The organism is Pseudarthrobacter sp. NamE5 (assembly GCF_005796225.1).
Taxonomy (GTDB): domain Bacteria; phylum Actinomycetota; class Actinomycetes; order Actinomycetales; family Micrococcaceae; genus Arthrobacter.
Genome location: NZ_VAHO01000004.1, coordinates 21,403 through 45,420 on the forward strand (window position 1 = coordinate 21,403; position 24,018 = coordinate 45,420).

The following is a 24,018-nucleotide window of genomic DNA, read 5'->3' on the forward strand; positions in this document are numbered from 1 at the left end:
GCTGCCCGGCCGGATGTCGAAATCCCAGACTCCGGCCGGGCAGTTCTGTTTAATGGAATGCACAGCCCGGATTGGCCGGCACCGCCCGCCGGAAACGGTCCGGAGATGTCAGCCGGCAGCGTTGACAGGACAGATCACAGCGAACGCACAGCGCCGCTGCGTGGCGAGCACATGCAACCACGGGGCGGCGACAAGGCATCGACGTAAAGAGGAACGTGTGGAAGACAGGAAACTGCGGATTGCAGCCGTAGGAGATGAACTGCTGGCCGGACTGGGCGATCCCCGGGCCCTCGGCTGGCTGGGACGCGTCCTGGCCCGCACCCCCAGAGACAGCATGTCCCTGGAAAGCTATGCCCTTCCCTGCCCGCAGGAAGGCACGGAGGGCCTGGCCGCGCGATGGCTGGACGAGGCCGGCCGGCGCTTCAGCGACCAGGCCGAAAACCGGCTGGTCATTGGGCTCTCGGGACGGGACGTGGAGTTTGGACTCTCCACCGCCCGCAGCCGGCTGAACCTGGCCAATATCCTGGACTCTGCCTCACAGAACCGCATTGAAGTCTTCGTCGTGGGTCCGCCGCCCACGCTCGACCCCGCCCAAAACCGGCGCCTCGATGAACTCAACACGGCATTCGCCGATGTCACCACCCGCCGCAAGCACCTTTACGTGGACACCTTCTCCCCGTTGCTGCACCACGAACAGTGGCGCCAGGACCTGGCAGCCAACGGTGGCACGCCGGGGCAGGCCGGCTACGGCCTCATGGCATGGCTGGTGCTCCACCGCGGCTGGTTCCAGTGGTTGGGCATGGACGTACCCGAATAACCGCTATCGCGATATATCTTGACCGCTCATGAGAGCGCAGGTAGCTTGGGAGAACCAACACGATATATCGCTTTTGGAGGATTCCATGCCCGACCAGGAGTGGGCCGTCAGCAGCCCCCAGACCATCGATGTCGACGGCGTGACGCACCTAAAGCTGGGCATGGTGCAGGGCCGGTTCGACGTCGTAACGCATCAGGAGCCTGTTGTCCGGATAGAAATATCGGATGTCCACGGGGACCCCGTGGCCGTGTCCCTGAGTGGCGGAAGGCTGGAGATCCGCCATCAGTTGCACGGGCCGCAGGGCTGGTTCAAGAACCTCATGGGTACGGTCAACCACAACAGTGAAAACACGGCGGTTATCAGGCTCGCCGTTCCGGCCTCCATGGATGTGGAGGCGGGAACGGTCAATGGAGATGGACTCGTTTCCGGCGTCACCGGCGACATCCATCTGAACACCGTCTCCGGCTCGGTCAGGGCGGACAGCACGGCGGGTGAACTCCACATCAACACGGTCAGCGGGGAAGTCTCGGCCCGGAACCATACCGGCCTCCTGACAGCCAAGAGCGTTTCGGGCGAAGTCACGGCATCCGGCCGGCTGAGCAATATCAGGGCCAACACGGTCAGCGGGGATATGAGCTTCGACCTCCTGGGTTTCACCCGGGATTTCGGCGCGAATTCCATCTCAGGCGACCTCACCATTCGGCTGCCCCATGACGTCGGCGTTGACATCGTTGCTAAATCCGCCAGTGGTGCTGTTGTCATCGGGGATCAGCGGTACGCCTTGGCCAACGGGAAAGTGGAAACCATTGCGGGCCCTGACGGGCAGCTTATGCTCGTCCGGACCAACTCGGTTTCCGGCAAGACCTCCATCTTCCACAGGGCGGTGGCAGGAAACGCAGAAGCAGGATCCTGATGGCACCGGTTTTCGCCCACGGAGCGCTTCGCCTGTACCTGCTGGCGCTGCTGGAGTCGGGGCCGAAACACGGCTACGAACTTATCAAGGCGCTCAAGGAGCGGTTCGGCGGTACATACTCCCCCAGCGCAGGAACCATTTACCCCCGGCTCGGAAAACTTGAGGAGGAAGGGCTGGTGGCCACGCAGTCCGCCGGCCGCCGCACCAACTACTACATCACTGCATCAGGTCTTGCAGAGCTGAACCGCCGCCGTGATGAACTGGCGGGCGTCGAGAGCGAGATTTCGGCTTCCGTCCGGCGCCTGGCGGACACCGTGAGGGAGGATATCCGCAGCAATATGAGGGGGCTGCGGGCAAACCTTGCAGCCACTGCAGAAGCGGCGAGGGCTACAGCCCGGTCCACGGACCTGACAGTTTCCGGCCAAATGCCGGCACAAAACCAGCGCTCCCTTAAGGAAGCCGAAATGATGCTCCAGTCTTTCCGGGACGGTCTAAGGGCTGAACTAAGGCGGCACGCCGGCAAGGAGCCGCTCAGCCCCCTGGCTTTGGAGACAGTCCGGACGGTGCTGGAACAGGCTGGTATTTCCATCCGCAATTCCCTCAAATCCTAGGGCCGCGCTTGCCCCTTCCGGGTCCAGGCGCAGGTCATGCAGCTGTTCCTGGTTCGCGGGCCGCCAGTTGATGTGGGAGACTTGAGGGCAGCTCTTTTGAGTACCAACAGTAAGGAGGCCAGCTATGAGCAAGCGTGCACGCAAGCGTCGTGACCGTAAGCGTGGCGGCGCGAACCACGGGAAGCGCCCCAACACCTAGGCAAATGCCAGGGACTACGGTTCAAAGGAAGGACCCCGGAAGCCACACGGCTTCCGGGGTCCTTCCTTATTGTCATACTCAGCTGCGGCCGGCTGGTGCTGCCTTGCCTACGCCTCAACGGGGCGGATCGAATGGATCCGGTCAAGAATGGCGTTCTTCAGGTTCTCCGGAGCCGCCTCCGTGCAGGAGCGCTTAACCAGGTTGCGGATCACGCACTCAAGGTCGTACTGCTCCGTGCATTCCGGGCAGTCATCAAGGTGGTTCTTGATTTCCGTGATGTCCTCGCGGGTCAAGGCGCCGTCGAGGTACTCGTAGATGCGTTGCATCCGGGTGTCATCGCAATCGCCCAATCCCTGGCAGTCGCTCATTTCCTGCTCTCCTGTTGTGTGCTTCCTGCCGCCTCCGGTGAATCGACGGCCGTTTTGAAACCGCGTTCCGCGGCGTATTCCCCCAGCATGTCCCGCAACAATCTCCGGCCGCGGTGGAGCCGGGACATCACTGTGCCGATGGGCGTGTTCATGATGTCTGAGATTTCCTTGTAGGCGAATCCCTCAACATCCGCGAAGTACACCGCAAGGCGGAATTCCTCGGGTATGTCCTGGAGTGCCCTTTTGACGTCGGAGTCCGGAAGGTGGTCCAACGCCTCCGCCTCAGCGGAGCGGAGTCCGCTGGACGTGTGTGACTCGGCCCTGGCCAACTGCCAGTCCTCAATGGTGTCCGAGTTGGACTGCAGCGGCTCGCGCTGACGCTTTCGGTACAGGTTGATGTATGTATTAGTCAGGATGCGGTACAGCCACGCCTTGAGGTTGGTCCCGGGCTTGTACTGATGGAACGCAGAGAAAGCCTTGGTGTAGGCCTCCTGGACGAGGTCCTCGGCATCCGAGGGGTTCCTGGCCATCCGCATCGCCGCCGAGTACAGCTGGTCAACATACTGCATGGCATCCCGTTCGAACCTCAGGCGGCGCTCTTCCACCGATTCAGTGGAAACGTCCACCAATTCCCCGCCGACTTCTTCAGCAGGGGCGGATGCCGGCGCAGCGGCCGAATCCGCGGCCTCCCGACCGGAGACGGCGGTACTGTCCGCTGCTTCGGCACTGTCAGTTGCTTCATCGCGGGAAGCCTCATACATGGCCGACACGGCCGGATCCAAGGTGCTCATTGCCTTCAAGTCTACTGTGAGGCCCCGCGCGGGCGGCGTGTCATAACCCGGAGGTACCGGCCCCAATGAATCCAGTGCCACCGGGCCTGCTGCTTCAAGTCCGTCCAATACCCGCGCCAAAGGCCCACTCCGCTCTGTATGTCTGCTGACGTGTCCGCGCTTCTGCTGTTGTAGTCGCGGTTCGACCCGCAATTTCCCTGCGTCCGGCCATTCCGGTATCCGACATCCATAACTGGATGCCTTCGGCAAATATTCCCCAAAAGTGCAAGACTAGAACGGACTCCGCCGCATCAGACGCGGTTCGTCCACCCAGGAGGAAATTCATGTCCTTGATCCGCACCCTCGCCCGCCCCATGCTGGCCTCGAGTTTTGTTCTCGCCGGCATGGACAAGCTCAAGAACGCTGACGACACCGCCCAGCAGCTCTCGCCGCTGCTGCGCAAGGCGGCCGCATCGCTGCCGTTCAAGTCAGACGAGAAAACCCTGGCCCGTGTGATCGGCGGAACCCAGGTGGGCGCCGGTGTGCTTTTCGGACTGGGCAAGTTCTCAAGGCTGTCAGCCACGCTGCTCACCGTCATTTCCCTGCTCAATACCTTTGTCGAATGGCGCAGCGCAGACATCAGCAGCAAGGAGGGCCGGGTAAACCGGCGGAACCAGCTCCTTAAGAACCTGTCCCTGAGCGGCGGCGCACTGCTGGCCTCGGTGGACACTGCCGGCAAGCCCGGGATGGCATGGCGTGCGGAACACCTGGCAGCCGATGCGCGCAGGGGCGCCACCCACCTCGCCGCCGACGTCAGGAAGACCACCAACAAAAAGCTCCACAAGGCGGACAAGGCCGTACGCCGTGCGGTGGAGCAGGCCACGGGGGCCTAGCAGCGAATGACCGCACCAGCCCACCTCCAGGACGAATCCGGAAGCACCGCCCACTGGCCTGCGCCGTTCGCGTCCCGGCCCGTCAACGCCACGGTTACGGTGCCGGGTTCGAAGTCGCTGACCAACCGCTACCTGGCCCTTGCCGCCCTGGCTGACGGCCCATCCCGGCTGCGCGCACCCTTGCACTCCCGGGACTCGGTGCTGATGATCCAGGCGCTGCGGGAGCTGGGGGCCACCATTACGGAGGTACCCGGGGACGGTGCTTTCGGGCCCGATCTGGAGGTTATTCCGCTGGCCGCGGATACTGCCGCGTCCAGCACCGCGATCGACTGCGGACTCGCCGGGACAGTGATGCGGTTCGTTCCGCCGCTGGCGGCGCTGCGCAGGGGTGCCAGCGTGTTTGACGGCGATCCCCACGCCCGGAAGCGGCCGATGGGGACCATCATCGAGGCCCTGAAGGCGCTGGGAGTCTCCGTTGCGGCCGAAGATGGCAGCGCGCCGTCGTCGTTGCCGTTCATCGTGGAAGGTACCGGCGAAGTGCGCGGCGGGCACCTGGTGATCGACGCCAGTGCATCGTCCCAGTTCGTGTCTGCACTACTGCTGGTAGGGGCGAGGTTCACGGAGGGGCTGCATCTGGAACACGTCGGCAAAACGGTACCCAGCCTCGACCACATCAACATGACCGTGGCAGTCCTGCGCGGCGCCGGAGTGGCTGTTGATGATTCCGTTCCCAACCACTGGGTGGTAAGCCCCGGCCCGATACGCGCGTTTGACCAGCGGATCGAGCAGGACCTTTCGAACGCCGGACCGTTCCTCGCGGCGGCACTGGCGTCCGGCGGAACAGTGCGCATTCCCAACTGGCCCGAGGAAACCCAGCAGGTGGGCGACCTGTGGCGCAGCATCCTTGCCAGGATGGGAGCTGAAGTCACACTGCGCGACGGCGTCCTGACGGTTACCGGCGGCCCTGCCATTCACGGCGGAGACTTCGCCGACACCAGCGAGCTTGCTCCCACGGTTGCCGCGTTATGTGCACTGGCCACAGGTCCCTCGCGGCTGAGCGGTATCGCCCACCTGCGCGGACACGAGACGGACCGGCTTGCTGCCCTGGTCACGGAGATTAACCGCCTTGGTGGCGACGCCGAAGAAACGGCCGACGGCCTGGTAATCCGCCCTGCCAGGCTGCACGGCGGCGTCGTCCACAGTTACGCCGACCACCGCATGGCCACCGCCGGCGCGATCCTCGGCCTGGCCGTCGAAGGCGTCCAGGTGGAGGACATTGCCACCACGGCGAAGACCATGCCCGACTTTCCCCGTTTGTGGGAGGAGATGCTCAGCCAAAACGGCCTGGCGGGGGCGGAAGGTTCCGGCAGTGCCTCGCAGGACTGACTCCTGGGACGAATCGGATGTCCGGGTACGCCCCAACAAGAAGGGCTCGCGGCCCCGCACCAAGGACCGTCCCAGCCACGATGACGCCGTGACGGGGCGCATCATCACCGTGGACCGGGGCCGGTACACCGCTGTGGTCGGAGAGGATTCGGGAAACGAGCGGCTGGTCGTCGCCGCCAGGGCACGGGAACTCCGGCGAAACCCGGTGGTTGCCGGGGATTTCGTCTCGCTCGTGGGAGACGTTTCAGGGGATCCGCACACCCTGGCGCGCCTCGTGAAGATTCAGGACCGCAAGACGCTCCTGCGCCGCAGCGCTGACGACACAGATCCGGTTGAACGGGCCGTGGTGGCCAACGCCGACCAACTGGTCATTGTGGTTGCCGCAGCCAACCCTGAACCGCGCACGGGCTTCATTGACCGGGCGCTGGTGGCCGCCTACGACGCTGGAATCGACCCCATCCTGCTGGTCACCAAGGCAGACGTCAAGGATCCCGCGGAGCTGCTCTCCAACTACACGCACCTGGACTTCCCGGTGATCATCAGCCGCACCGCGGATACCCAGGCGTCCGGCATCGACGCCCGCTCCGACGACGGCCTGTCCGCACGCCTGGACAGCACAGCGGTCGGAGAACTGCGGACCCACCTCGACGGGAAAGTCACCGTCATGCTGGGCCATTCCGGCGTCGGCAAGTCAACCATGGTGAATGCGCTGACTGGAGCTGAACGCGCCACCGGCGGGGTGAACGCCGTGACCGGCCGGGGGCGGCATACCTCCTCGTCTGCGCTCGCGCTGCGCCTCGCGGGCGCACCTCCCGGCAGCTGGATCATCGACACCCCTGGCATCCGCTCCTTCGGACTGGCCCACGTCGATCCCGACAGGATCCTTCGGTCCTTCCCCGATCTCTCTCCCGGCACCGACGACTGCGAGCGCGGCTGCAAGCACACCGCCACTGCCGTGGACTGCGGACTGGACGCGTGGGTTGCCGCAGGCCACGCGGGCCCCACCGGTGAAGCACGGCTGGCCTCGCTGCGGCGCCTCCTCGGCACGGATCCGAGGATGGAAGCCCAGGAGGCGAAGGAACTGGGCAGCATCAACTGACGGCCGGGTTCCCGGCAGAAACGCATGCAGACGGTAGTTTGGAAGCATGATCCAACCCGCTTCGAGCTATAACGATGACCTGCGCCTGGCCCACGTCCTGGCCGATTCCGTGGATGACCAGACCATGAGCCGCTTCAAGGCCCTGGACCTCCATGTTGAAACCAAGCCGGACCTGACGCCTGTCACCGATGCGGACAAGGCTGCGGAAGAAGCCATCCGCGGCCAGCTCTCCCGTTCCCGTCCCCGTGACGCCGTCCTCGGCGAGGAGTTCGGCAGCACGGGCCACGGATCGCGCCGGTGGATCATCGACCCCATTGACGGCACCAAGAACTTTGTCCGGGGGGTGCCCGTCTGGGCAACCCTGATCGCACTTGTGGACGAGGGCGAGCCCGTGGTGGGCGTGGTCAGCGCTCCCGCACTCGGCAAGCGCTGGTGGGCAGCTAAAGGCATGGGCGCCTACATGGGACGCTCCCTTGCGGCCGCCACACGTCTCCGGGTATCCAATGTGTCCCGCCTGTCCGACGCTTCCCTTTCCTACTCCAGCCTGGGCGGCTGGAAGGAGCGCGGAAACCTTGATGAGTTCCTGGGCCTCACCGAGGATGTGTGGCGTACCCGTGCCTTCGGTGATTTCTGGTCCTACTGCATGGTGGCCGAGGGTTCGGTGGACATCGCCTGCGAGCCGGAACTGAACCTGTACGACATGGCTGCCCTGGTGCCTATCGTTGTTGAAGCGGGTGGCCGCTTCACCTCCCTCGAAGGCGAGGACGGCCCGTTCGGCGGCAACGCCCTGGCCACGAATTCCATCCTGCATTCAGAGGTGCTGCGCCGCCTTAACCCGGACCTGGATGACCTGCTCTGAACCCTCCCTTTTTCGAAGATGCGACGGCGGGCACCTCCCCAAGGAGGCGCCCGCCGTAGTCTTCTTCGGTGAAAGCCTGTTTTTTCAACCCGGCGTAACAAAGCCCTTAACATTGCCGCCGGCTTTTAGCCGTCCCGGTCCATGTCCTACGCTCTTAACCAGGTCACGAGTGCCAGCGCTAAACCCCGGTTTGCTGGCCGGCAACCCTCCATTCGCGGTGGGGTGCCCCGGGTGACGACCAGGCCGGTCCGGAACGGATGCGGCAAGCGCGGATTCCCGGAGCGGAGTCCTATTTCGAAGTGAGGTCTCTGTGACAACTGCCACCGTCTCCCCCAACGCCGCCGACGTTATTTTCGATCAGCGCAACGCTGCCGCCGCCCAGCCCTTGGCAGCAGTCACCGGCGCTGAAATCCAGGCTCCGCTGATCCATGGCGGCCAGGTCCGCTACGCCAACCTCGACTATGGAGCGTCCGCCCCGGCACTCTCTGTAGTGTCCGCATACCTCAACGAGATCCTGCCTTACTACGCCAGCGTCCACCGCGGTGCAGGCTATGCCTCCCAGATCAGCACGTCGGTATACGAGAATGCCCGCGCCATCGTTCGGGATTTCGTGGGCGGCCGCCCGGACGACTCGGTCATCTTCACCAGGAACACCACGGACTCGCTGAACCTCCTGGCCGGCTGCCTGCCCGCCACGGACGGACGGCCGGCCGGCGACGTCCTGTACCTCGACATTGAACACCACGCCAACCTGCTGCCGTGGCAGGGCGTCCCGCACCGCAGCATCGTGGCAGCGGACACGATCGCAGGAACCATAGCCGCGGTAAGGGCAGAGCTCGAACAGGGCGGCGTGAGCCTCGTCGCCGTCACGGGCGCCTCCAATGTCACCGGCGAGATCCTTCCCATCAGGGCCCTCGCCTCGCTTGCCCACGAACACGGCGCACGGATAGTGGTGGATGCCGCTCAGCTGGCGCCGCACCGTCGTGTGGACATCACTGCGGATGACGTTGACTACCTCGCTTTTTCCGGGCACAAGCTCTACGCACCATTCGGTGCCGGCGTGCTGGTGGGACGTACGGACTGGCTGGACGCGGGCACACCCCATCTGGCAGGCGGCGGCGCCGTCAAAGAAGCAAGGCTCGACGGCGTCAGCTGGGCAAGCGGCCCGGCTCGCCACGAGGGCGGATCACCCAACGTCCTGGGGGCAGCTACGCTGGCCCGCGCCACACAGGTCCTGGCCGGACTGGACCAGGACCGGTGGCACGCCCACGAAGCAGCCATCCGTTCTTTCCTGGTGGATGGGCTGCAGGACATCGACGGCGTCACTGTCCACCAGATTTTCAAGGACACCGACCAGGACACGGACACCATCGGCGTGGTGAACTTTTCCGTCGAGGGATACGACGCCGGCCTGGTGGCAGCCTACCTCTCCGCTGAGCACGGGGTGGGCCTGCGTGACGGCCGCTTCTGCGCGCACCCGCTGCTGAAACGGCTGGGGCTTCCCTCCGGTTCCCTGCGGGCCAGCTTCGGCGTCGGATCCAGGCTGGAAGACGCCCAGCGGCTGCTGACGGGTATCCGCGTACTGCGCAGCAAGGGGCTGGGCTGGGACTATGTAGTGGATTCAGGCCGCTGGGTGCCCGCCAACGATAACCGCACCTACCCGCACTGGGCACCCAATACCCCGGGAACTGCCGGCGCCGCCCCCTGCATCGACGACTGAGCCCCGGCCTTCCCGCCACAAGCGGCCGCGCCTGATGCGGTAGATTCGGAGCACACCAAAGACACCGGATGAAGGAGGCCGCGCGTGGTACGTGGTGGCCCCAAACTGGATCACGGGCGGCGGCAGGAGCTCGGCCGGAGCTTCCAGGACGGCGGCGAACACTATCAGCGGGTGCGGCCGGGCTATCCCGCCGAATCCGCGCAGTGGCTGGTACCTCCGGGAGCACGTGACGCACTTGATGTTGGCGCCGGTACCGGCAAATTCACGGAGCTGCTGCTGGGACAGGGGCTCTCCGTCACGGCCATCGATCCTTCAGCCGACATGCTCGGACAGTTGGAGGCGCACTGTCCTGCTGCCACGGCTGTCATGGGAACCGCAGAGGAAACAGGCCTCCCGGAGGCAGCATTCGACGTCGCCACCGTTGCCCAGGCATGGCACTGGTGCGATGCCCTCAGGGCAAGCACCGAGCTGGCCCGGGTCCTGCGCCCGCAGGGAGCGCTGGGCCTGGTCTGGAACCAGCTGGACACCTCCGTCCCCTGGGTGCACCGGCTCTCCCGGATCATGCACGCCGGGGACGTCTACAAACCCGGCTTCCGGCCACTCGTGGGACCTGAGTTCGAAGGGCTGGAAAGCCATGTGATGCACTGGCAGGACACTGTCACCAGCCATGACCTGATGGAACTGACCAAGTCCCGGAGCTACTACCTGCGCGCAAGTGAAACCACCCGCGCCAAGGTGCTGGCAAACCTTAACTGGTACCTGCATGAGCACCTGGGCCACGCACCGGGCGAGAAACTGCAGCTGCCGTACCTGACGCTGGCCTGGCGGGCGGTGAAGGCTTGAATGCCGGCGCCCCGTGACTGGACGCGGACAGCCGGTAGGCTTGATCCTGTGAAGACCAGCGCGCCCTCCTCCTCGATTGAGGACTACGTCAAGGTCATCTACTCTTTCACCGAATGGCAGGACAAGCCCATCACGTCCTCCCAGCTCGCCCAGCGCCTGGGCGTAGCCAATTCCTCGGTGTCCGAAATGGTCCGCAAGCTCAAGGACCAGGGCCTGGTCGACCATAAGCCGTACAGCGCCATCAGGCTCACGGACGCAGGCCTCCGGCTCGCACTGGCCATGGTGCGGCGCCACCGCCTGATCGAAACCTACCTCGTGCAGCAGCTGGGCTACAGCTGGGACGAGGTCCACGACGAAGCGGAACTGCTGGAGCACGCGGTCTCGGATACTTTCATTGAGCGGGTGGCGGCCAAGCTGGGAAACCCGCGGCGGGACCCGCACGGCGATCCGATCCCCACAGCGGACGGCAAGGTGCTAATGCCCCGTGCGCACCTCATGGGTGAACTCGATGAAGGCCATACGGGCCGGATCACCCGGATCAGTGACGACAATCCGGATCTGCTCCGCTACCTCGCCGCCGAGGAGATAGACCTTGACGCCGAGGTTGAGGTGATGGGCCGCAGGCCCTTCGGTGGCGCACTGGTAGTGCGGGTCAGGAATGCGGGGCGGACCCGGGACTATGACTTGGCTGAGGAAGTTACGTCAGCCCTGTGGGTGCACAGCGACCATCCCCACCCCGGCTGCGTCCTGGCGGACGCCGGCCTGCCCAAGGCGGGAGCGGGCTGAGCGCTCCGGGTACGCCGAAAGCCCGCGCCTGGCTGGCTGTTGCCGCGGGCGGCCTGGTTGGCACTGAACTGCGGTACGGCCTGGGGCTTGCCTTTCCGGAGCTCCCTGAATCGTTTCCCTGGACCACGCTCTGGATCAACGTGGCGGGCAGTTTTGTCCTGGCCGCCCTGACCACCGCCTGGCTGGCCCGGCCGAAAACTGCGTTCTGGCTGCGGGCGGGGCTGGGTCCCGGACTGCTGGGCTCCTTCACCACGTTCTCTGCTGTGATTTACTCCCTGGACCAGTTTTCCCGGGCCGGGCAGCATGGGGTGTGGATTGGCTACCTGGCGCTGTCGCTGGTCCTTGGCCTGGGGGCGGCCGGACTGGGATGGCGGCTGGGGAAACTTGTGGGGCAGCCTTCCCGGAGCGGGCAATGATCGGCGCCGTCCTGGTGGGGATCTTTGGCGTAGCCGGCGCGCTTCTTCGTTTCGGCATCGACACCTGGTTTGCCCACCACAGCTCCCGCCGCACGCCTCATGCGGCCGTTCCCGGCACTCCCCCCAGGCTGCACTGGCCTTGGGCAACGCTGCTGGTCAACGTGGCTGGCTGCTTCATCATCGGGCTGGCTTACGGACTCGCTGCCGGGTCCGGGCCGGGCGACGAATGGCAGGCGGCGCTGGCGACAGGCCTGGCGGGCGGCCTCACCACCTTCAGCTCGTGGACCACTGCCACCGTTCGTCTTCTCAGCGAGGCGCGCTTTGGGGCAGCCGCATTGAACCTTTCCGGCAACCTGGTTCTTGGTTTTGCTGCTGCGGCCGCCGGGATCGCCCTGGCGGCGTGACTATCGGCGGGCTGCCGTATCGTGGGTGGTGATGATTAGCAGACGTGACGCCGCCATTGCCCTTGACGTCCCCCTGGAGATGGCGCAGCGCCACGGTCTTCCAAAGTGGATGACCGAAGCGGAACTGGGTGAAATCCTGGACAACCCGCCGCCTTGGCTTGTACAGTCCCGTGCCAACCGCACCGGCAAGCGGCCTGTTTGGGTCCATCTTGAGTGCGCCGTCTGCGGGTACGAGGAAGCGGCGAGGCCCAAGAAGTGGTGGCCGGACTTCACCTACGTGGTTTGCAGCCACCATTCACCACGGGAGGTCCCGACCGCGCGCCCCGGTTTCATTCGCAGCGAGTTCGACGGCGTGGGCACGCGTTTCGTGGGAATCGCGGACGTTACAGCGCCTGACACACAGGAGTAGGTTCGGCGTGTGGCGACCCATGGACTCACGGGCCATTGGTCGTCATCTCGTCGGGAACTGCCACCAGGTGAATCTCCGCACCCTCCCGCAGTACCGCGAGCTCGAGCGGCTGGCCGATCGCATCGGCAAACAAGAGCCGTTGCAGGCTCTCTGCGTTGCTGACGGGCCGCCCACCGGCCTTCAGGAGCACATCGCCCGCTGACAGTCCGGCCCGGTCTGCCGGAGAACCCGACAGCACCTCCACGATGCGCAGGCCTTCCTTCTGCCCGGTCCGGATGACGGCACTCGGGCTGAGCCTGGCGGGGGTGCTGACCAGTCCCAGGTAGGCGCGTTTGACGCGCCCGTCCGCGAGCAGCGCAGAGATGATCCTCCGGGTTGTCGCGTTGATGGGGATGGCAAGGCCGAGTCCTGCGCCGGCCACCGCAGTGTTGATGCCGACGATCCGGCTGTGCGTGTCCGCCAGCGCTCCCCCGGAATTGCCGGGGTTGAGTGCGGCGTCCGTCTGGATCACGTCCTCGATCACCCTCCGGTTTCCTCCGGACCAGACGGGAATGGCGCGCCCCAGGCCGCTGACCACTCCCGCGGTGACTGATCCCGCCAGGCCCAGGGGATTTCCCACCGCCACCACCAGCTGTCCCACTTTCAGTGATTCGGCGGCGCCGAACTCTGCAGGGGCAACCCTGGGCCTCCTGCCATGGACCACGGCAAGGTCTGACAGGGGGTCAGCTCCCACCAGCTCGAGCTCCATGCGGCTGCCGTCGGCGAAGACAGCGTGACCCCGGCTGGTCCCCGCGACCACATGTGAGTTGGTCAAAAGGTAGCCGTCTTCGGTGAACAGCACGGCGGATCCCGCCCCCATACGGAACCGCCCGTTGCTGCGTTTTGCTGTCATTTCGATGGCTGCAACATGCGGGGTTACAGCGGCCGCCACCCGCATGACTGTCCTTGAATACGCATCCAGGGCATCGACGTCGTCATCCTGGAAAGCCGGCTCCGGCGCCTGTTCCATGGCGCACCTCCTGGTAGTGCCTGTCCTGGCGCCATCTCGCAAGCATGCCAGGTCCTACCGAAGTAAACGACGATGGGATGCGGTCCAGTCCCGCAATCGGTACGCCTTGGGTGAACGGAGACCCGCCCATGCGGGGATGGCATCCTTCAGGGCATCCCGAGCAAACAAAAACACCCCGGTCGAAGACCAGGGTGTTTTTTGGTGGAGATGGGGGGAATTGAACCCCCGTCCGATGTCGTGTTGTCAGGGCTTCTCCGGGCGCAGTTTGCGTCGGATTTTCTCGGCCCCAGCCATGCTGCAAACAGCTGGCTGATCCGGGCCCAGTCATCTAAGAGTCCCGTTCACCCCGATGACGAGGGTAAACAGCAGTGGCTATCTAAATGACGCCAGGAACCGGGGCGATAGCATCCCCGGGCTGACGGACTGAACTACTGCTTAAGCAGCGAGTTCGAAGTCAGTGCGCTTAGATTCGGCACTTATTGGTTTGCAGAAAGCGTTAACGAGATAATTCTGCATCCTCGGCCCGCTTCACCTGTCGCGACTAACATCGTCGAAACCGATCATCCCCGTATTTTGTTACCAAACCGGTGGGTCTCCCCTCCGGACTACCTATACTAGCGCACGTCCCGCCGGTTTCATTCCAACCTACCGGCGGCGGTTGCGTTCCCGCATTTCCCGCTGCGCCTCGCGGTTGTCCTGCTGCTCCCGCAGGGTCTGCCGCTTATCGTACTCCCGCTTACCCCGGGCGACGGCAATCTCCACCTTGGCTTTGCCGTCCACGAAGTACAGCTGGAGGGGAACGATCGTGTAGCCGGCTTCCTGGACCTTGCGGGAGATCTTGATGAGTTCTTCGCGGTGCAGGAGGAGCTTGCGGCGGCGGCGCGCGGCGTGGTTGGTCCAGCTCCCCTGGTTGTACTCGGGGATGTGGATAGCCTCCATCCACAACTCGTCGTTATAGAAGGTACAGAAACCGTCCACCATGGAGGCGTGACCCTCCCGCAGGGACTTCACTTCGGTGCCCATGAGCGCGATTCCCGCCTCGTAGGTATCCAGCACATGATAGTCGTGCCGGGCCTTGCGGTTTGTGGCCACCACTTTACGGCCACTTTCTTTAGGCAAGGGAAAGCTCCTCATTTCTCAGGTGCGATGTCCTCCTGCCGGTGTGGCACGGAGTCATCCCAGTCTACGGCAGGGCGCCGCCCGGGCCGGAAGCCCGGCCGGCTACAGGAGTCCCATCGGGTCGACGGCGGTGCCGTTCAGCCAGGTTTCAAAGTGTGAGTGGCAGCCGGTGGAGTTGCCGGTGTTGCCTGAATAGGCGATCAGCTGGCCCTGCGACACCCGCTGGCCGTTCGACACCACGATGCTGGCGTTGTGGTAGTAGATCGTGTTGAGCGTGTTGCCCTCGACCAGGCCATGCGAGATCTTGACCCGCCAGCCGCCCCCGTCTGCGGAGCTCCAGCCGGAGCCAAAGACTTCTCCTGCTGCTGCGGCGTAAACAGGAGTACCGCAGGCTGCTCCAAAGTCCAGGCCGGTATGCATGTACCCGCCCTGCCCGTAAAAGTCGATGGTCCCCGGCGGGGTGGCGCGCCAGCCAAAGCCGGAGGTGATCGGGACACCGCCATTGAACGGGTGCCGGAGGCCAAAGGCCGACGGCGATCCCACGGGCGGCATGAATGACTGCACCGGCGGCGGCGGTGGTGCAGGCTGATTCCTTGCAGCGGCTGCGGCTGCCGCGGCTGCTGCAGCTGCTGCAGCCGCCGCTTCCGCCTTCCTGCGCTGCTCCGCTTCCCAGGCCTCGCGGAGCCTCCGGTCGCGTTCCTGGATCTCAGCCGCCACCGCGTTCTGGCTGGCCTGGACGCCCGCCAGCTGCGACTGGATGCCAGGCTTGGCAGCCTGCAGCTCAGCATCGAGGCGGGTGGTGTCGGCAATCAGCCGGTCCACTTCTTCCTTCTTTGCCGCGGCCTCGTCACGGGCCGCTTTCTCCCGCTCCAGCGCTGCGTCAGCCTTGGCCTTGAGGTCCTTGATCTCAGCCTCCACTGCCTGCAGGCGGGCTTCGGAGTTCACGTTGGTGGCGCTCTGCTGCTGCAGCTTGTCCATGGCTGCGTTCTGGCTCCGCATTGCCTGGTCCGCCAGGTCCATGGTTTCAGTCAGGCTGCCGCCGTTGTTGGAGCCGAAGAACAGCGAAAGGTTGGAAGGAACCCCACCGGATTTATAGGCCTGGGTGGCTATCTGGCCGATCAGCTTCTTGGTGTCGGCGATCTTCTGCTTGTCTGTTTCAAGCTGCTGCGTGATCTTCGCCTTGTTCTGCTGGGCCATGTCCACACGGGCGGACAGCGCCTCAACTTCCTTGACGGCACCGGCCACACGGCCTTGCGCTTCGAGCAGCGCCTGCTGGGCCCCGGGCAGCTGGCCCTGGTAGATCACCAGGTCGCTGGCCGCCTTGGCGATGCGGGAATCGACGAACTCCAGGGACTGCTGGACGCGCGCAGCCTCTGCCTCGAGTGCTTTCTGCTTGTCTTCAAGCTCGTCAGCGAAAGCCGCCGGGGTAGAGGATGCGAGCCCCGCAGCGAGGACGACTGCGAGCACACCGCTGATGATGCCGGTGCGCTGTGGCGCCTTACGGCCACTGTTGGGCCGACGGGGGGAGGTTTGTTCCGTTACGTTCATAAGCATTCCTTGTTTGGTTTGCATACCTAGACGCGAAGGTATCTGCGCAAGGTCAAGAGAGACGAAATTCCGGCCAAGGATCCGCCAAGGATTATCAAAGCGGGGACAAGGATCAGCGTCTGCCCGGAGGAAATGAAGGCGGTGTCCGGGTACTGCTGCGACATGTACTCACCGAGGAAGAAATGCGCCACCGCCCACAGCGTGGCGGAAGCCAGGGCAGCACCAATGACAGCCGCGATCACGCCCTCGAGGATGAAGGGCAGCTGGATCACGGTCTTCGAAGCGCCTACCAGCCGCATGATGCCCGTTTCCCGGCGGCGGCTGAAGGCAGACAGCCGGATGGTGGTGGCGATCAGAAGGATGGCGCAGACGATCATGACGCCAGCGATACCAACCGCTACCAGGGACGCACCGTTCATCACTGAGAAGAGGCGCTCAAGCAGCTGGCGCTGGTCAATCACTGTTTCCACGCCAGGCTGGGAGGAGAACGTCTCGCTGATGATCTGGTACTTTTCCGGGTCCTTCATGTTGATCCTGAAGGATGCCGGCAGCTGGTCAGGGGTTACCGAGTCCACAATGGGCGAATTCGAGAACTGGTCCTTGAAGTGCTTGTAGGCCTCTTCCTTGGACTCAAACTGGAAGTCGTTGATGTACTGGGCCACTGCCGGGGATTCCAGCAGTGCGTTCAGGCTCTCCTGCTGCTCGGGGGTGACAGGCCCGCCCGCGCAGCCGGCCGCCGTCGACCCTTCACTGCAGAGGAAGATAGCCACCTGGACTTTGTCGTACCAGTACCCCTTCATCTGGTTGATCTGCATCTGCAGCATTCCTGCTGCGCCGACGAAGGTCAACGAGACGAAGGTGACCAGAATGACCGAGATCACCATGGAGAGGTTGCGGCGGAGCCCGCTGCCAATCTCACTGAGGATGAATGCGAGCCTCATCGCTGCGCCTCGCCCTCGCCTGGCAGCCTGTTTTCCGTGTCGTCCCGGCCGCTGGCGTCCTTGAGTCTTCGCGACTGTCCGACGACGGGAATCATGGAAGTGTAGAGGGCCTTGGCCTCATCGCGGATGACGACGCCGTTCTTGAGCTCAACTACCCGCTTGCGCATTTCGTTCACGATGTCGTCATCGTGCGTCGCCATCACCACCGTGGTGCCGTTCTGGTTGATTTTGTCCAGGACCCCCATGATGCCCATCGAGGTGGTGGGGTCCAGGTTTCCGGTGGGCTCGTCGGCTAGGAGGATGCCGGGCCGGTTGACCACTGCCCGGGCGATGGCGACGCGCTGCTGCTCGCCGCCGGAAAGCTCGTGCGGCATGCGGTGCTCTTTACCCTCCAGCCCTACGGTCTTCAGCACCTCGGGAACCGTGTCCCTGATGACGCTGCGGCTCTTGCCGATGACCTGCATGGCGAAGGCGACGTTTGCGAACACATTTTTCTGGGGCAGGAGCCGGAAGTCCTGGAAGACGACACCGATGCCCCGCCTCAGGCGGGGCACGCGCCAGCTGGAGATTTTGGCGACGTTCTGGCCGGCAACATAAACAGCGCCGGACGTTGCCCGGTCCTCCTTGAGAACCAGGCGCAGGAATGTGGATTTGCCGGAGCCGGATGCACCCACCAGGAAGGCAAATTCGCCGCGGTCAATCTCAAGGTTGACCGAGTCCAGCGCAGGCCGCGCTTTCTGGTCGTACACCTTGGTGACATTTTCGAATCGGATCATGGCCCTCAGTACCCTGCAGGGCATGGCTGATCCGTCTGATGCAGCCCAGTTCTGCAGCCGGTGCACGGGTTTCTGTTGGGGAAAGTAGGGCCCCGGCCCTCTGACTATACGCAGAATTTCCGCTGATGCGGCGGGGATTCACAGGTGTGTCGCCTGAACCGGGATCCCCCGGACCCGATTCCGTTACTTTTCGGCGTTGCGGTTGTCGGTGCGCCACCGGATGCCGGCGTCGATAAAGTCGTCTATCTCTCCGTCGAATACAGCAGATGTGTTGCCCACTTCGTGCTCGGTGCGGAGGTCCTTGACCATTTGATATGGGTTCAGGACATAGGACCGCATCTGGTCGCCCCAGGATGCCTTGACATCGCCGGCGAGCGCCTTCTTTTCTGCGTCCTCCTGCTCCTTTTTCAGCAGCAGGAGACGGGACTGCAGCACGCGCATGGCCGCGGCGCGGTTCTGCAGCTGCGATTTCTCGTTCTGCATGGACACCACGGTGCCCGTGGGGAGGTGGGTCAGCCGGACTGCGGAGTCCGTGGTGTTAACGGACTGGCCGCCGGGGCCGGATGAGCGGAAGACATCTACCCTGATCTCGTTGTCCGGGATGTCGATCGAATCGGTCTGTTCGATCAGTGGGATGACCTCCACTGCAGCGAACGAGGTCTGGCGCCGCCCTTGGTTGTCGAAGGGGCTGATCCTCACGAGCCGATGGGTTCCGGCCTCAACGCTGAGGGTTCCATAGGCATAGGGTGCCTTTACTTCGAAAGTTGCCGACTTCAGTCCGGCTTCCTCCGCATAGGAGGTGTCCATAACAGTGGTGGGGTAACCGTGCCGTTCTGCCCAGCGGAGGTACATGCGCAGCAGCATCTCGGCGAAGTCGGCGGCATCCACGCCGCCCGCTCCCGCACGGATGGAGACGACGGCCTCGCGCTCGTCGTACTCCCCGGACAGCAGCGTGACGACTTCGAGTTCCTTCAAAGCCTTCTTAATCGACTCCAGTTCCGCTGCCGCCTCCCCCATGGAATCGGCGTCTTCCTCATCCTGTCCAAGCTCTACCAGGACTTCGAGGTCGTCGATCCTAGCGGCGAGCCTGTTGAGGCGCTCCAGTTCCGACTGGCGGTGCGAAAGCCTGGAGGTGATTTTTTGCGCCGCAGCGGGGTCGTCCCACAGGTCCGGCTCGCCCGCCCGCTCGCTCAGTTCGGCGATGTCTTCCTTCAGTGCCTCTACGTCGGAGACTCTCTCGATGGACTCGTAGGTGGCGCGAAGGGCGCGGATTTCAGCGGAAAAATCAATATTGGCCATGGTTGTTTAACCCTACGCTATCCGGCAGACGGCCCGACGCTTGTTCGCTGGCTGCCGCCCTGGTGAGTCAGCGCGTCAGGCGGGACCGCGCCGTCGACGTTGCCTCGATCCTGATGCCGTCGGGTACCAGGAAATTCACCACGGGAGGATGAACGGCTGCCGACAGCACGACGACGGCCGTTGCGCCGTCCGGACTGCCTGTTGCCCCCGTGACAGCAAGTCCATCGAAGCGCCGGGAGGCAGGACTCCTCGCAACGAAGTCTGCTGCAGCATTCCTGACGCGAACAGGGTTGAGGGTTGCCGAAGGGATGCCGCCCTGCATTGCCACCTCGCCAAGGGTGTAGCTGTCAGTTGCTGCCAGGGAGGCGCCGTCGGCAAGGGAAAGCAGTCGCTTGTGCTCGAGGTAGACGGAAGAAATGCCAATGACCACGGTTGCCACCAGCAGCGCCAACAGGACGTAGCCGACGATCATCACCAGCATTTGGCCTTCTTCCTTGCAGTTCCTGGAAGTCACCGGAACCGGCCCACCAGTTGGGTCGACGATGCCTCTACCTCGCTGGCGGCCAGCCTGAAATTATCGCTGAATGGCGCGAACGGCAGCTGGATGGACAGGCGCACGGTCACGGTGACGGCGGTGCCGGGAGCCTGGCAGTCAGCTGGGCTGCAGGTTGTTGAAACTCCTGCTAACTGCGGCTCGTGCCCGAAATCGGCAAGGGCAATGGACACTGCCTGTTCTGCGGCCGCCTGGGCTGTCGCTTCGTCCGGTTGGGCTACATAGACCTTCGCAGCCTGGTCAGCGGCTCCCACCACGGCAAACGAGCCTCCCTGAATTTTCGCGATGGTAATGACGAAGTAGACCAGCGGCACCATAAGCAGGAGGGCGAGGAACGTGAACTCGATCACGGCACTCCCCTGTTCGTTCCTCCTTTCCTGCTTCACTTCCAGCGGTTGCCAGCACAAGACTTCCGCCAGCCTGGCCTTCAGGAACACCGACCAGCGCTTAGGGCTGTACGGCAGCATGCCCCTTCACCTCCAGCATCTCCCGGAGACCGATCAGCCCGATGACGGGCATCGGTGCCCTGACCGTCACCTCCAGCGTCCGGAATCCCTTATGGGTTACCTCATTGGTGCTGACATTTTCGGCAAAACCCGCATTGAGCGCTGCGCCGATGAGGCTGCGGGTCCTCTCCTCAGCGTCGGCAGAGCTCCGGTCTGCCAGCGTCCCGTAGCGGGCACCGGATGCCGCCGCGTCAATCAACGTGTTGCGAACATGAAGGACCAAGGTCAACTGGATGATGGCCAGGAAGAACATGGTGAGGAGCCCGCCGACCAGGACAAAGTCCACCACTGCCGAACCCTGCTCCCGCGAAGCGTCCAGGCAGTTTTGGCTGCCTGGACGGCAGAGGGGCCTCGTCACTGGCTAGCTTCCGACCGTGTCCATCGCCTGGTTGAACATTGCTTCCAGCGCCGGCCCGGCAAGGGCAAGCAGCGCCGCCACCAGGACAGCGGACATCAAGGTGATCATCACCCAGCCAGGTACATCCCCCCGCTCATGATGGTCCTCCGCGCGCCGCGTGCCCGCGCTTAGCGCTGTGCCGAGCATCATCAGCAGCGATCCGTACCGGTTCCCAAAAACTTTCATGTGGCGTCCTTTTCCTGGTTGGATTTTTGTACTGCCTTGTCTTTTTATAAATGGACTCACGATGTTGCCCGTCTAGAAGCCCAGGTTGATGGCAGCAACTCCGGGAAAAACCGCAAACACCACGGTCAGCGGGAGTACGCCAAAAACAAGCGGCACCATCATCGCAATCTCTTTCTTGCCCGCGGCTTCCATCAGATCGCGTTTAGCTGTGTCCCGTACGTCCTGGGCTTGAGCACGGAGTACATCGGCCAGCGGTGTGCCGCGCTCTACTGCAACCACAATGCCGTCCACGAACCTGACCAGTGGGGCAAGATCGGTTCGCGCCGAAAACTCCTGCAGGGCCGGGACCAGTGGTTTGCCGGCCCTGGTTTCGGCAAGGATGGTCGAAAACTCCCTGGTCAATTCGCCCTTGGCACTGCGGCAAACCCGGTCAAGCGCTCCGGTGGCGCTTTCCCCTGCGCTGACCGCGAGCGCCATGAGCTCAGCAAGGCTGGGGAACTCGGCCATCATCCGCGATTCACGCCGCCGGACCTGCACGCCGAGCCAGTAGTCGCGCAGTATGAACCCGCCAACCGCACTGCCCAGGATTGCCACTGCAGCGAGCAGCGGATTGAACCTGCCGGCAGCCGCAGCAAGGAGGGTGAAGCAGAGGGCGAGTGCAAAGCCGCCAGCTGCCCACAAGAGCTGCTCTGCGCGAAAGTCGATGGAGGATTTGTTAATTCCTGCCTGTGCCAGCCGCCGCGTAGTGGCGCCCGGCGAGGGGTTGAGGCGCCCAAGCGCCGCCATGCCGTCCCTGAAGACCGGACGGAATATCCGCGCCAGGGGGCCGAATGGCGTCAGATGCTGTTCTCCGGAGTACAGCAGCCTTGACTCAAGGTTCTGGGACTTCAGCTGCGGCTCGATGCGCTGCGTGAACGTGGTTGCCCTCAGGAACGGGGACCGGAAGACGACGAGCCACAGCCCTATGCCCAGGAGCAGCCCGCAGACAACTGCGGCAGGCGATACTGCGTTCACCTGAGCACCCTCTCGTCCTGGGGAAGAGCTCCGATCCTCAGCATGATGGAGTAGCAGAACAGGGACACCACCAGGCCGCCGAGAAGGACCACGGCGCCTGCCGGGGTGTTGTATGCCTGTACCGCTTCCGGTCTTGTGGCCAGCAGGATCATGACAATCCAGGGTGCAGCGACCGCAAGGCGCGCAGCGTTGACTGTCCAGGACTGCCTGGCTTCCAGTTCGCTGCGGGTACGCGAGCTCTCGCGCAGGAACTCAGCCAAGGTGCCGAGGAGCTTCCCCAGGTCAGATCCTCCCACTTCCCTGGTGAGGCGCAGTGCTTCGACTATGCGGTCTGAGACGGGATCGGCGAGCCGTTGCTTGAGCTTGTTGAGCGAAGCGTCAAACTGTCCCCCGGCGCGGTAGTCGGCCCCAAACTCCCGGAAAGCATGCCGCAACTCTTCGGGGCCCTTCTCCCCCAACTGGATGAGGGCCTCCGGCAGCGGCAGGCCTGCCCGAATGGCGGACCGGAGGTGATCGACGACGTCAGGCCACAGTTGCCGCAGCAGGGCGGTTCTTTTCTTTGCACGCCAGCGCAGGATGCTGATCGGCAGCCATGCCGCGAACAATGAAAAACAGCTGGCGATCGGCCAGGACCGGCTGAGGGTGTAGAAGACGAGTGCAATGAAAAGCCCTAGTCCTACACAGGTGCTCAGTAACCCGGCCGGCGACACTTTTTCAATGCCGGCGGCAGCCAGCAGATCGCCAAGCCGGCTGACCCGGCGTTCCCTCGGCCCTTGTTCGGGTGACTCCCAGCAGGACCACCACATCAGGAACAGGCCTGTCCCCGCCGTGACCCCCAGCAACGCCGACATCATTGCAGATCCAGTAATGCCGCGACGTCGTACCCTGCGCGGCTGAACTTCTCTGCGGCAGGCATCGAGTTCGCCCGGGGCTGCAGGACACCGTCCACCATCGCGAACACGGGGGACGATTCGATAATGCCGTTTTCCACCCTGCGGCCCAGTGAGAGGATTTCAGTTACTTCCCTGCGTCCGCTCGACCGTCGGCTGCAATGAACCACCAGATCGATGCACGATGCGACCGTGGGGACAACGAAGGCGCTTGATATGTTTTCGCCGGCCAGCAAGGGAAGCGTGCAGATCTTGGTCACAGCGTCGTGGGCTGAGTTGGCATGTACGGTACACATCCCAGGAAGGCCGCTATTCAGGGCGATGAGCATATCCAGGCTCTCCGCTTCACGGACCTCTCCCACCACCAGACGGTCGGGCCTCATCCGGAGCGCCTCCTTAACAAGCCGGCGCAGGGGAATCTCCCCCTCACCCTCGAGGTTCGGCTGGCGGCATTGAAGGCCCACCACATCCCGCAACGGAAACTGGAGCTCGAAGATCTCCTCGACGGTGATCACACGTTCCCGGCTTCCGATGCTGGCTGCCAGGCAGTTGAGCATTGTGGTCTTGCCAGCTTGAGTAGCCCCGGAGACCAGGATGTTCAGGCCACTTGAGACGGCGGCCCCAAGGAACCGGGCCGACTGCGGGGTCAGTGTCCCGAGCTCAACGAGGTGCTCCAGCCGAGTGGCCTTCACTACGAACTTCCTGATGTTGACTGCCCAGTGCTTCCGGGTCACGTCCGGGATGACCACATGGAGCCTTGAGCCGTCAGGGAGGGCGGCATCCACAAAAGGGGAGGACATGTCCAGTCTGCGGCCGGAGCTCTTGAGCATCCGCTCGACCAGGTCCCGGACCTGCTGTCCGGTCAGGCTGTGGGATGTGAGTTCCGATTCACCGTTGCGTGCCACGAAGATCTCGTTGGGGGCGTTTAGCCAGATCTCCTCGATGGATGGATCGTCAAGCAGTGGTTGGAGCACCCCGAAGCCGGCAACAGCGTCAAAGAGGAACCTTCGCGCTGCGTCCAACGGGCCTATTGGAGGAAGCGGCCCCAGGAGAGCCCTTTCGTCGTAGTCCGTCACGGCTGCCTCGACAAGCCGGCGCACTTCTCCCGCCTCGTGCAGCGGATCGAGCCCCCGACGACGGATCAGCTCGCGGACCTCGTCCTCGACAATTTCCAGCGCGTCCATAAGTGCTTCCCCCAGATGACTGCCGCCCCGGCGGAGGCAGTGCAATTGGGTACAGCCTAAAGAACGTGAAGGTCAGTGTGAACCCCCAATGAGGCCCTGTGGA

General features: G+C 63.9%; 29 protein-coding genes, 1 other RNA gene and 1 riboswitch. Of the genes, 14 read left to right on the top strand and 16 right to left on the bottom strand.

Features of this window, described 5'->3' with window-relative positions; all coding sequences use genetic code 11:
- Window positions 1–217: 217 nt before the first annotated feature.
- From FDW84_RS06740 to FDW84_RS20000, 4 genes are all read left to right on the top strand, one after another.
- Window positions 218–817: a GDSL-type esterase/lipase family protein gene (locus FDW84_RS06740; RefSeq protein ID WP_138607839.1), complete on the top strand. Its 600-nt coding sequence runs from the start codon at window positions 218–220 to the stop codon at window positions 815–817.
- A gap of 85 nt (window positions 818–902) precedes the next feature.
- Window positions 903–1,730: a DUF4097 family beta strand repeat-containing protein gene (locus FDW84_RS06745; protein ID WP_138607841.1), complete on the top strand. Its 828-nt coding sequence runs from the start codon at window positions 903–905 to the stop codon at window positions 1,728–1,730.
- Window positions 1,730–2,341 (top strand): PadR family transcriptional regulator, encoded by a 612-nt coding sequence (locus FDW84_RS06750; protein ID WP_138607843.1) that lies wholly within the window; start codon window positions 1,730–1,732, stop codon window positions 2,339–2,341. The genes FDW84_RS06745 and FDW84_RS06750 overlap by 1 nt, the downstream gene beginning before the upstream one ends.
- Window positions 2,342–2,465: 124 nt before the next feature.
- Complete coding sequence (locus FDW84_RS20000; protein WP_369299106.1) at window positions 2,466–2,540, top strand: 50S ribosomal protein bL37; 75 nt, start codon at window positions 2,466–2,468, stop codon at window positions 2,538–2,540.
- A gap of 107 nt (window positions 2,541–2,647) precedes the next feature.
- Here the strand turns inward: FDW84_RS20000 and rsrA are convergent, their stop codons facing one another.
- Together rsrA and FDW84_RS06760 are read right to left on the bottom strand one after the other, a co-directional pair.
- On the bottom strand, window positions 2,648–2,908 hold the full coding sequence (rsrA, locus tag FDW84_RS06755; protein ID WP_138132269.1) for a mycothiol system anti-sigma-R factor: 261 nt from the start codon (window positions 2,906–2,908) through the stop codon (window positions 2,648–2,650).
- Window positions 2,905–3,780, bottom strand: a complete 876-nt coding sequence (locus tag FDW84_RS06760) for a sigma-70 family RNA polymerase sigma factor (protein WP_305775690.1) — start codon at window positions 3,778–3,780, stop codon at window positions 2,905–2,907. Before FDW84_RS06760 ends, rsrA begins: the two co-directional genes overlap by 4 nt.
- 242 nt (window positions 3,781–4,022) lie before the next feature.
- Here FDW84_RS06760 and FDW84_RS06765 point away from each other — a divergent pair, with 242 nt between their 5' ends.
- From FDW84_RS06765 to FDW84_RS06810, 10 genes are all read left to right on the top strand, one after another.
- Window positions 4,023–4,571 (top strand): DoxX family protein, encoded by a 549-nt coding sequence (locus tag FDW84_RS06765; RefSeq protein ID WP_138607847.1) that lies wholly within the window; start codon window positions 4,023–4,025, stop codon window positions 4,569–4,571.
- A gap of 6 nt (window positions 4,572–4,577) precedes the next feature.
- On the top strand, window positions 4,578–5,957 hold the full coding sequence (gene aroA, locus FDW84_RS06770; protein WP_138607849.1) for a 3-phosphoshikimate 1-carboxyvinyltransferase: 1,380 nt from the start codon (window positions 4,578–4,580) through the stop codon (window positions 5,955–5,957).
- Window positions 5,941–7,056, top strand: a complete 1,116-nt coding sequence (gene rsgA / locus FDW84_RS06775) for a ribosome small subunit-dependent GTPase A (RefSeq protein WP_138607851.1) — start codon at window positions 5,941–5,943, stop codon at window positions 7,054–7,056. Before aroA ends, rsgA begins: the two co-directional genes overlap by 17 nt.
- A gap of 46 nt (window positions 7,057–7,102) precedes the next feature.
- Window positions 7,103–7,915, top strand: a complete 813-nt coding sequence (gene hisN, locus FDW84_RS06780) for a histidinol-phosphatase (protein ID WP_138132259.1) — start codon at window positions 7,103–7,105, stop codon at window positions 7,913–7,915.
- Window positions 7,916–8,076: 161 nt separating this feature from the next.
- A riboswitch (SAM riboswitch) is annotated at window positions 8,077–8,190 on the top strand.
- A 35-nt stretch (window positions 8,191–8,225) separates the two neighbouring features.
- On the top strand, window positions 8,226–9,635 hold the full coding sequence (locus tag FDW84_RS06785) for an aminotransferase class V-fold PLP-dependent enzyme (RefSeq protein WP_138607854.1): 1,410 nt from the start codon (window positions 8,226–8,228) through the stop codon (window positions 9,633–9,635).
- An 84-nt stretch (window positions 9,636–9,719) separates the two neighbouring features.
- Window positions 9,720–10,478, top strand: coding sequence for a class I SAM-dependent methyltransferase (locus FDW84_RS06790; RefSeq protein ID WP_138607856.1), 759 nt, complete (start codon window positions 9,720–9,722; stop codon window positions 10,476–10,478).
- Window positions 10,479–10,526: 48 nt separating this feature from the next.
- Complete coding sequence (locus tag FDW84_RS06795; RefSeq protein ID WP_138607858.1) at window positions 10,527–11,264, top strand: metal-dependent transcriptional regulator; 738 nt, start codon at window positions 10,527–10,529, stop codon at window positions 11,262–11,264.
- Window positions 11,261–11,680 carry a fluoride efflux transporter FluC gene (locus FDW84_RS06800; protein WP_138608209.1) on the top strand — a complete coding sequence of 140 codons (420 nt, stop codon included), beginning with the start codon at window positions 11,261–11,263 and terminating at the stop codon, window positions 11,678–11,680. Before FDW84_RS06795 ends, FDW84_RS06800 begins: the two co-directional genes overlap by 4 nt.
- Window positions 11,677–12,084 (top strand): fluoride efflux transporter FluC, encoded by a 408-nt coding sequence (locus FDW84_RS06805; protein WP_138607860.1) that lies wholly within the window; start codon window positions 11,677–11,679, stop codon window positions 12,082–12,084. Before FDW84_RS06800 ends, FDW84_RS06805 begins: the two co-directional genes overlap by 4 nt.
- A gap of 31 nt (window positions 12,085–12,115) precedes the next feature.
- Window positions 12,116–12,493 (top strand): hypothetical protein, encoded by a 378-nt coding sequence (locus FDW84_RS06810; protein ID WP_138607862.1) that lies wholly within the window; start codon window positions 12,116–12,118, stop codon window positions 12,491–12,493.
- A gap of 25 nt (window positions 12,494–12,518) precedes the next feature.
- On the opposite strand, the gene FDW84_RS06815 is transcribed toward FDW84_RS06810, so the two are convergent.
- From FDW84_RS06815 to FDW84_RS06880, 14 genes are all read right to left on the bottom strand, one after another.
- A complete protein-coding gene (locus FDW84_RS06815) occupies window positions 12,519–13,502 on the bottom strand; it encodes a S1C family serine protease (protein WP_138607864.1) in 984 nt (327 codons plus the stop codon).
- 199 nt (window positions 13,503–13,701) lie between these two features.
- Window positions 13,702–14,070, bottom strand: a transfer-messenger RNA (tmRNA) gene (gene ssrA, locus FDW84_RS06820).
- Between the two features lie 77 nt (window positions 14,071–14,147).
- Window positions 14,148–14,621 carry an SsrA-binding protein SmpB gene (gene smpB / locus FDW84_RS06825; RefSeq protein WP_138132248.1) on the bottom strand — a complete coding sequence of 158 codons (474 nt, stop codon included), beginning with the start codon at window positions 14,619–14,621 and terminating at the stop codon, window positions 14,148–14,150.
- A 102-nt stretch (window positions 14,622–14,723) separates the two neighbouring features.
- On the bottom strand, window positions 14,724–16,169 hold the full coding sequence (locus FDW84_RS06830) for a M23 family metallopeptidase (protein ID WP_138607866.1): 1,446 nt from the start codon (window positions 16,167–16,169) through the stop codon (window positions 14,724–14,726).
- Window positions 16,170–16,195: 26 nt separating this feature from the next.
- Window positions 16,196–17,110: a permease-like cell division protein FtsX gene (ftsX, locus tag FDW84_RS06835; RefSeq protein WP_138607868.1), complete on the bottom strand. Its 915-nt coding sequence runs from the start codon at window positions 17,108–17,110 to the stop codon at window positions 16,196–16,198.
- On the bottom strand, window positions 17,107–17,886 hold the full coding sequence (gene ftsE, locus FDW84_RS06840) for a cell division ATP-binding protein FtsE (RefSeq protein WP_138607870.1): 780 nt from the start codon (window positions 17,884–17,886) through the stop codon (window positions 17,107–17,109). The genes ftsX and ftsE overlap by 4 nt, the downstream gene beginning before the upstream one ends.
- Before the next feature lie 183 nt (window positions 17,887–18,069).
- A complete protein-coding gene (gene prfB, locus FDW84_RS06845) occupies window positions 18,070–19,185 on the bottom strand; it encodes a peptide chain release factor 2 (protein ID WP_138607872.1) in 1,116 nt (371 codons plus the stop codon).
- 67 nt (window positions 19,186–19,252) lie between these two features.
- Window positions 19,253–19,666 (bottom strand): pilus assembly protein TadG-related protein, encoded by a 414-nt coding sequence (locus FDW84_RS06850; protein WP_138607874.1) that lies wholly within the window; start codon window positions 19,664–19,666, stop codon window positions 19,253–19,255.
- Between the two features lie 29 nt (window positions 19,667–19,695).
- Window positions 19,696–20,205, bottom strand: a complete 510-nt coding sequence (locus FDW84_RS06855) for a hypothetical protein (protein ID WP_240721416.1) — start codon at window positions 20,203–20,205, stop codon at window positions 19,696–19,698.
- The gene (locus FDW84_RS06860) at window positions 20,186–20,602 is read right to left on the bottom strand and encodes a TadE/TadG family type IV pilus assembly protein (protein ID WP_256371716.1); all 417 of its coding nucleotides are present in this window, start codon (window positions 20,600–20,602) and stop codon (window positions 20,186–20,188) included. Before FDW84_RS06860 ends, FDW84_RS06855 begins: the two co-directional genes overlap by 20 nt.
- 3 nt (window positions 20,603–20,605) lie before the next feature.
- The gene (locus tag FDW84_RS06865; RefSeq protein WP_138607876.1) at window positions 20,606–20,827 is read right to left on the bottom strand and encodes a hypothetical protein; all 222 of its coding nucleotides are present in this window, start codon (window positions 20,825–20,827) and stop codon (window positions 20,606–20,608) included.
- A gap of 72 nt (window positions 20,828–20,899) precedes the next feature.
- Window positions 20,900–21,841 carry a type II secretion system F family protein gene (locus tag FDW84_RS06870; RefSeq protein ID WP_138607878.1) on the bottom strand — a complete coding sequence of 314 codons (942 nt, stop codon included), beginning with the start codon at window positions 21,839–21,841 and terminating at the stop codon, window positions 20,900–20,902.
- On the bottom strand, window positions 21,838–22,695 hold the full coding sequence (locus FDW84_RS06875) for a type II secretion system F family protein (RefSeq protein WP_371419141.1): 858 nt from the start codon (window positions 22,693–22,695) through the stop codon (window positions 21,838–21,840). Before FDW84_RS06875 ends, FDW84_RS06870 begins: the two co-directional genes overlap by 4 nt.
- Window positions 22,692–23,915: a TadA family conjugal transfer-associated ATPase gene (locus FDW84_RS06880; protein WP_138607880.1), complete on the bottom strand. Its 1,224-nt coding sequence runs from the start codon at window positions 23,913–23,915 to the stop codon at window positions 22,692–22,694. Before FDW84_RS06880 ends, FDW84_RS06875 begins: the two co-directional genes overlap by 4 nt.
- Window positions 23,916–24,018: the final 103 nt, after the last annotated feature.

Coding starts and splice junctions, on each gene's coding strand:
- FDW84_RS06745 (WP_138607841.1), top strand. CDS start 903: ATGCCCGACCAGGAGTGGGCCGTCAGCAGCCCCCAGACCATCGATGTC.
- FDW84_RS06750 (WP_138607843.1), top strand. CDS start 1,730: ATGGCACCGGTTTTCGCCCACGGAGCGCTTCGCCTGTACCTGCTGGCG.
- rsrA (WP_138132269.1), bottom strand. CDS start 2,908: ATGAGCGACTGCCAGGGATTGGGCGATTGCGATGACACCCGGATGCAA.
- FDW84_RS06765 (WP_138607847.1), top strand. CDS start 4,023: ATGTCCTTGATCCGCACCCTCGCCCGCCCCATGCTGGCCTCGAGTTTT.
- aroA (WP_138607849.1), top strand. CDS start 4,578: ATGACCGCACCAGCCCACCTCCAGGACGAATCCGGAAGCACCGCCCAC.
- hisN (WP_138132259.1), top strand. CDS start 7,103: ATGATCCAACCCGCTTCGAGCTATAACGATGACCTGCGCCTGGCCCAC.
- FDW84_RS06805 (WP_138607860.1), top strand. CDS start 11,677: ATGATCGGCGCCGTCCTGGTGGGGATCTTTGGCGTAGCCGGCGCGCTT.
- FDW84_RS06810 (WP_138607862.1), top strand. CDS start 12,116: ATGATTAGCAGACGTGACGCCGCCATTGCCCTTGACGTCCCCCTGGAG.
- FDW84_RS06815 (WP_138607864.1), bottom strand. CDS start 13,502: ATGGAACAGGCGCCGGAGCCGGCTTTCCAGGATGACGACGTCGATGCC.
- FDW84_RS06830 (WP_138607866.1), bottom strand. CDS start 16,169: ATGAACGTAACGGAACAAACCTCCCCCCGTCGGCCCAACAGTGGCCGT.
- ftsX (WP_138607868.1), bottom strand. CDS start 17,110: ATGAGGCTCGCATTCATCCTCAGTGAGATTGGCAGCGGGCTCCGCCGC.
- ftsE (WP_138607870.1), bottom strand. CDS start 17,886: ATGATCCGATTCGAAAATGTCACCAAGGTGTACGACCAGAAAGCGCGG.
- prfB (WP_138607872.1), bottom strand. CDS start 19,185: ATGGCCAATATTGATTTTTCCGCTGAAATCCGCGCCCTTCGCGCCACC.
- FDW84_RS06850 (WP_138607874.1), bottom strand. CDS start 19,666: ATGCTGGTGATGATCGTCGGCTACGTCCTGTTGGCGCTGCTGGTGGCA.
- FDW84_RS06855 (WP_240721416.1), bottom strand. CDS start 20,205: ATGCTGCCGTACAGCCCTAAGCGCTGGTCGGTGTTCCTGAAGGCCAGG.
- FDW84_RS06865 (WP_138607876.1), bottom strand. CDS start 20,827: ATGAAAGTTTTTGGGAACCGGTACGGATCGCTGCTGATGATGCTCGGC.
- FDW84_RS06875 (WP_371419141.1), bottom strand. CDS start 22,695: ATGATGTCGGCGTTGCTGGGGGTCACGGCGGGGACAGGCCTGTTCCTG.
- FDW84_RS06880 (WP_138607880.1), bottom strand. CDS start 23,915: ATGGACGCGCTGGAAATTGTCGAGGACGAGGTCCGCGAGCTGATCCGT.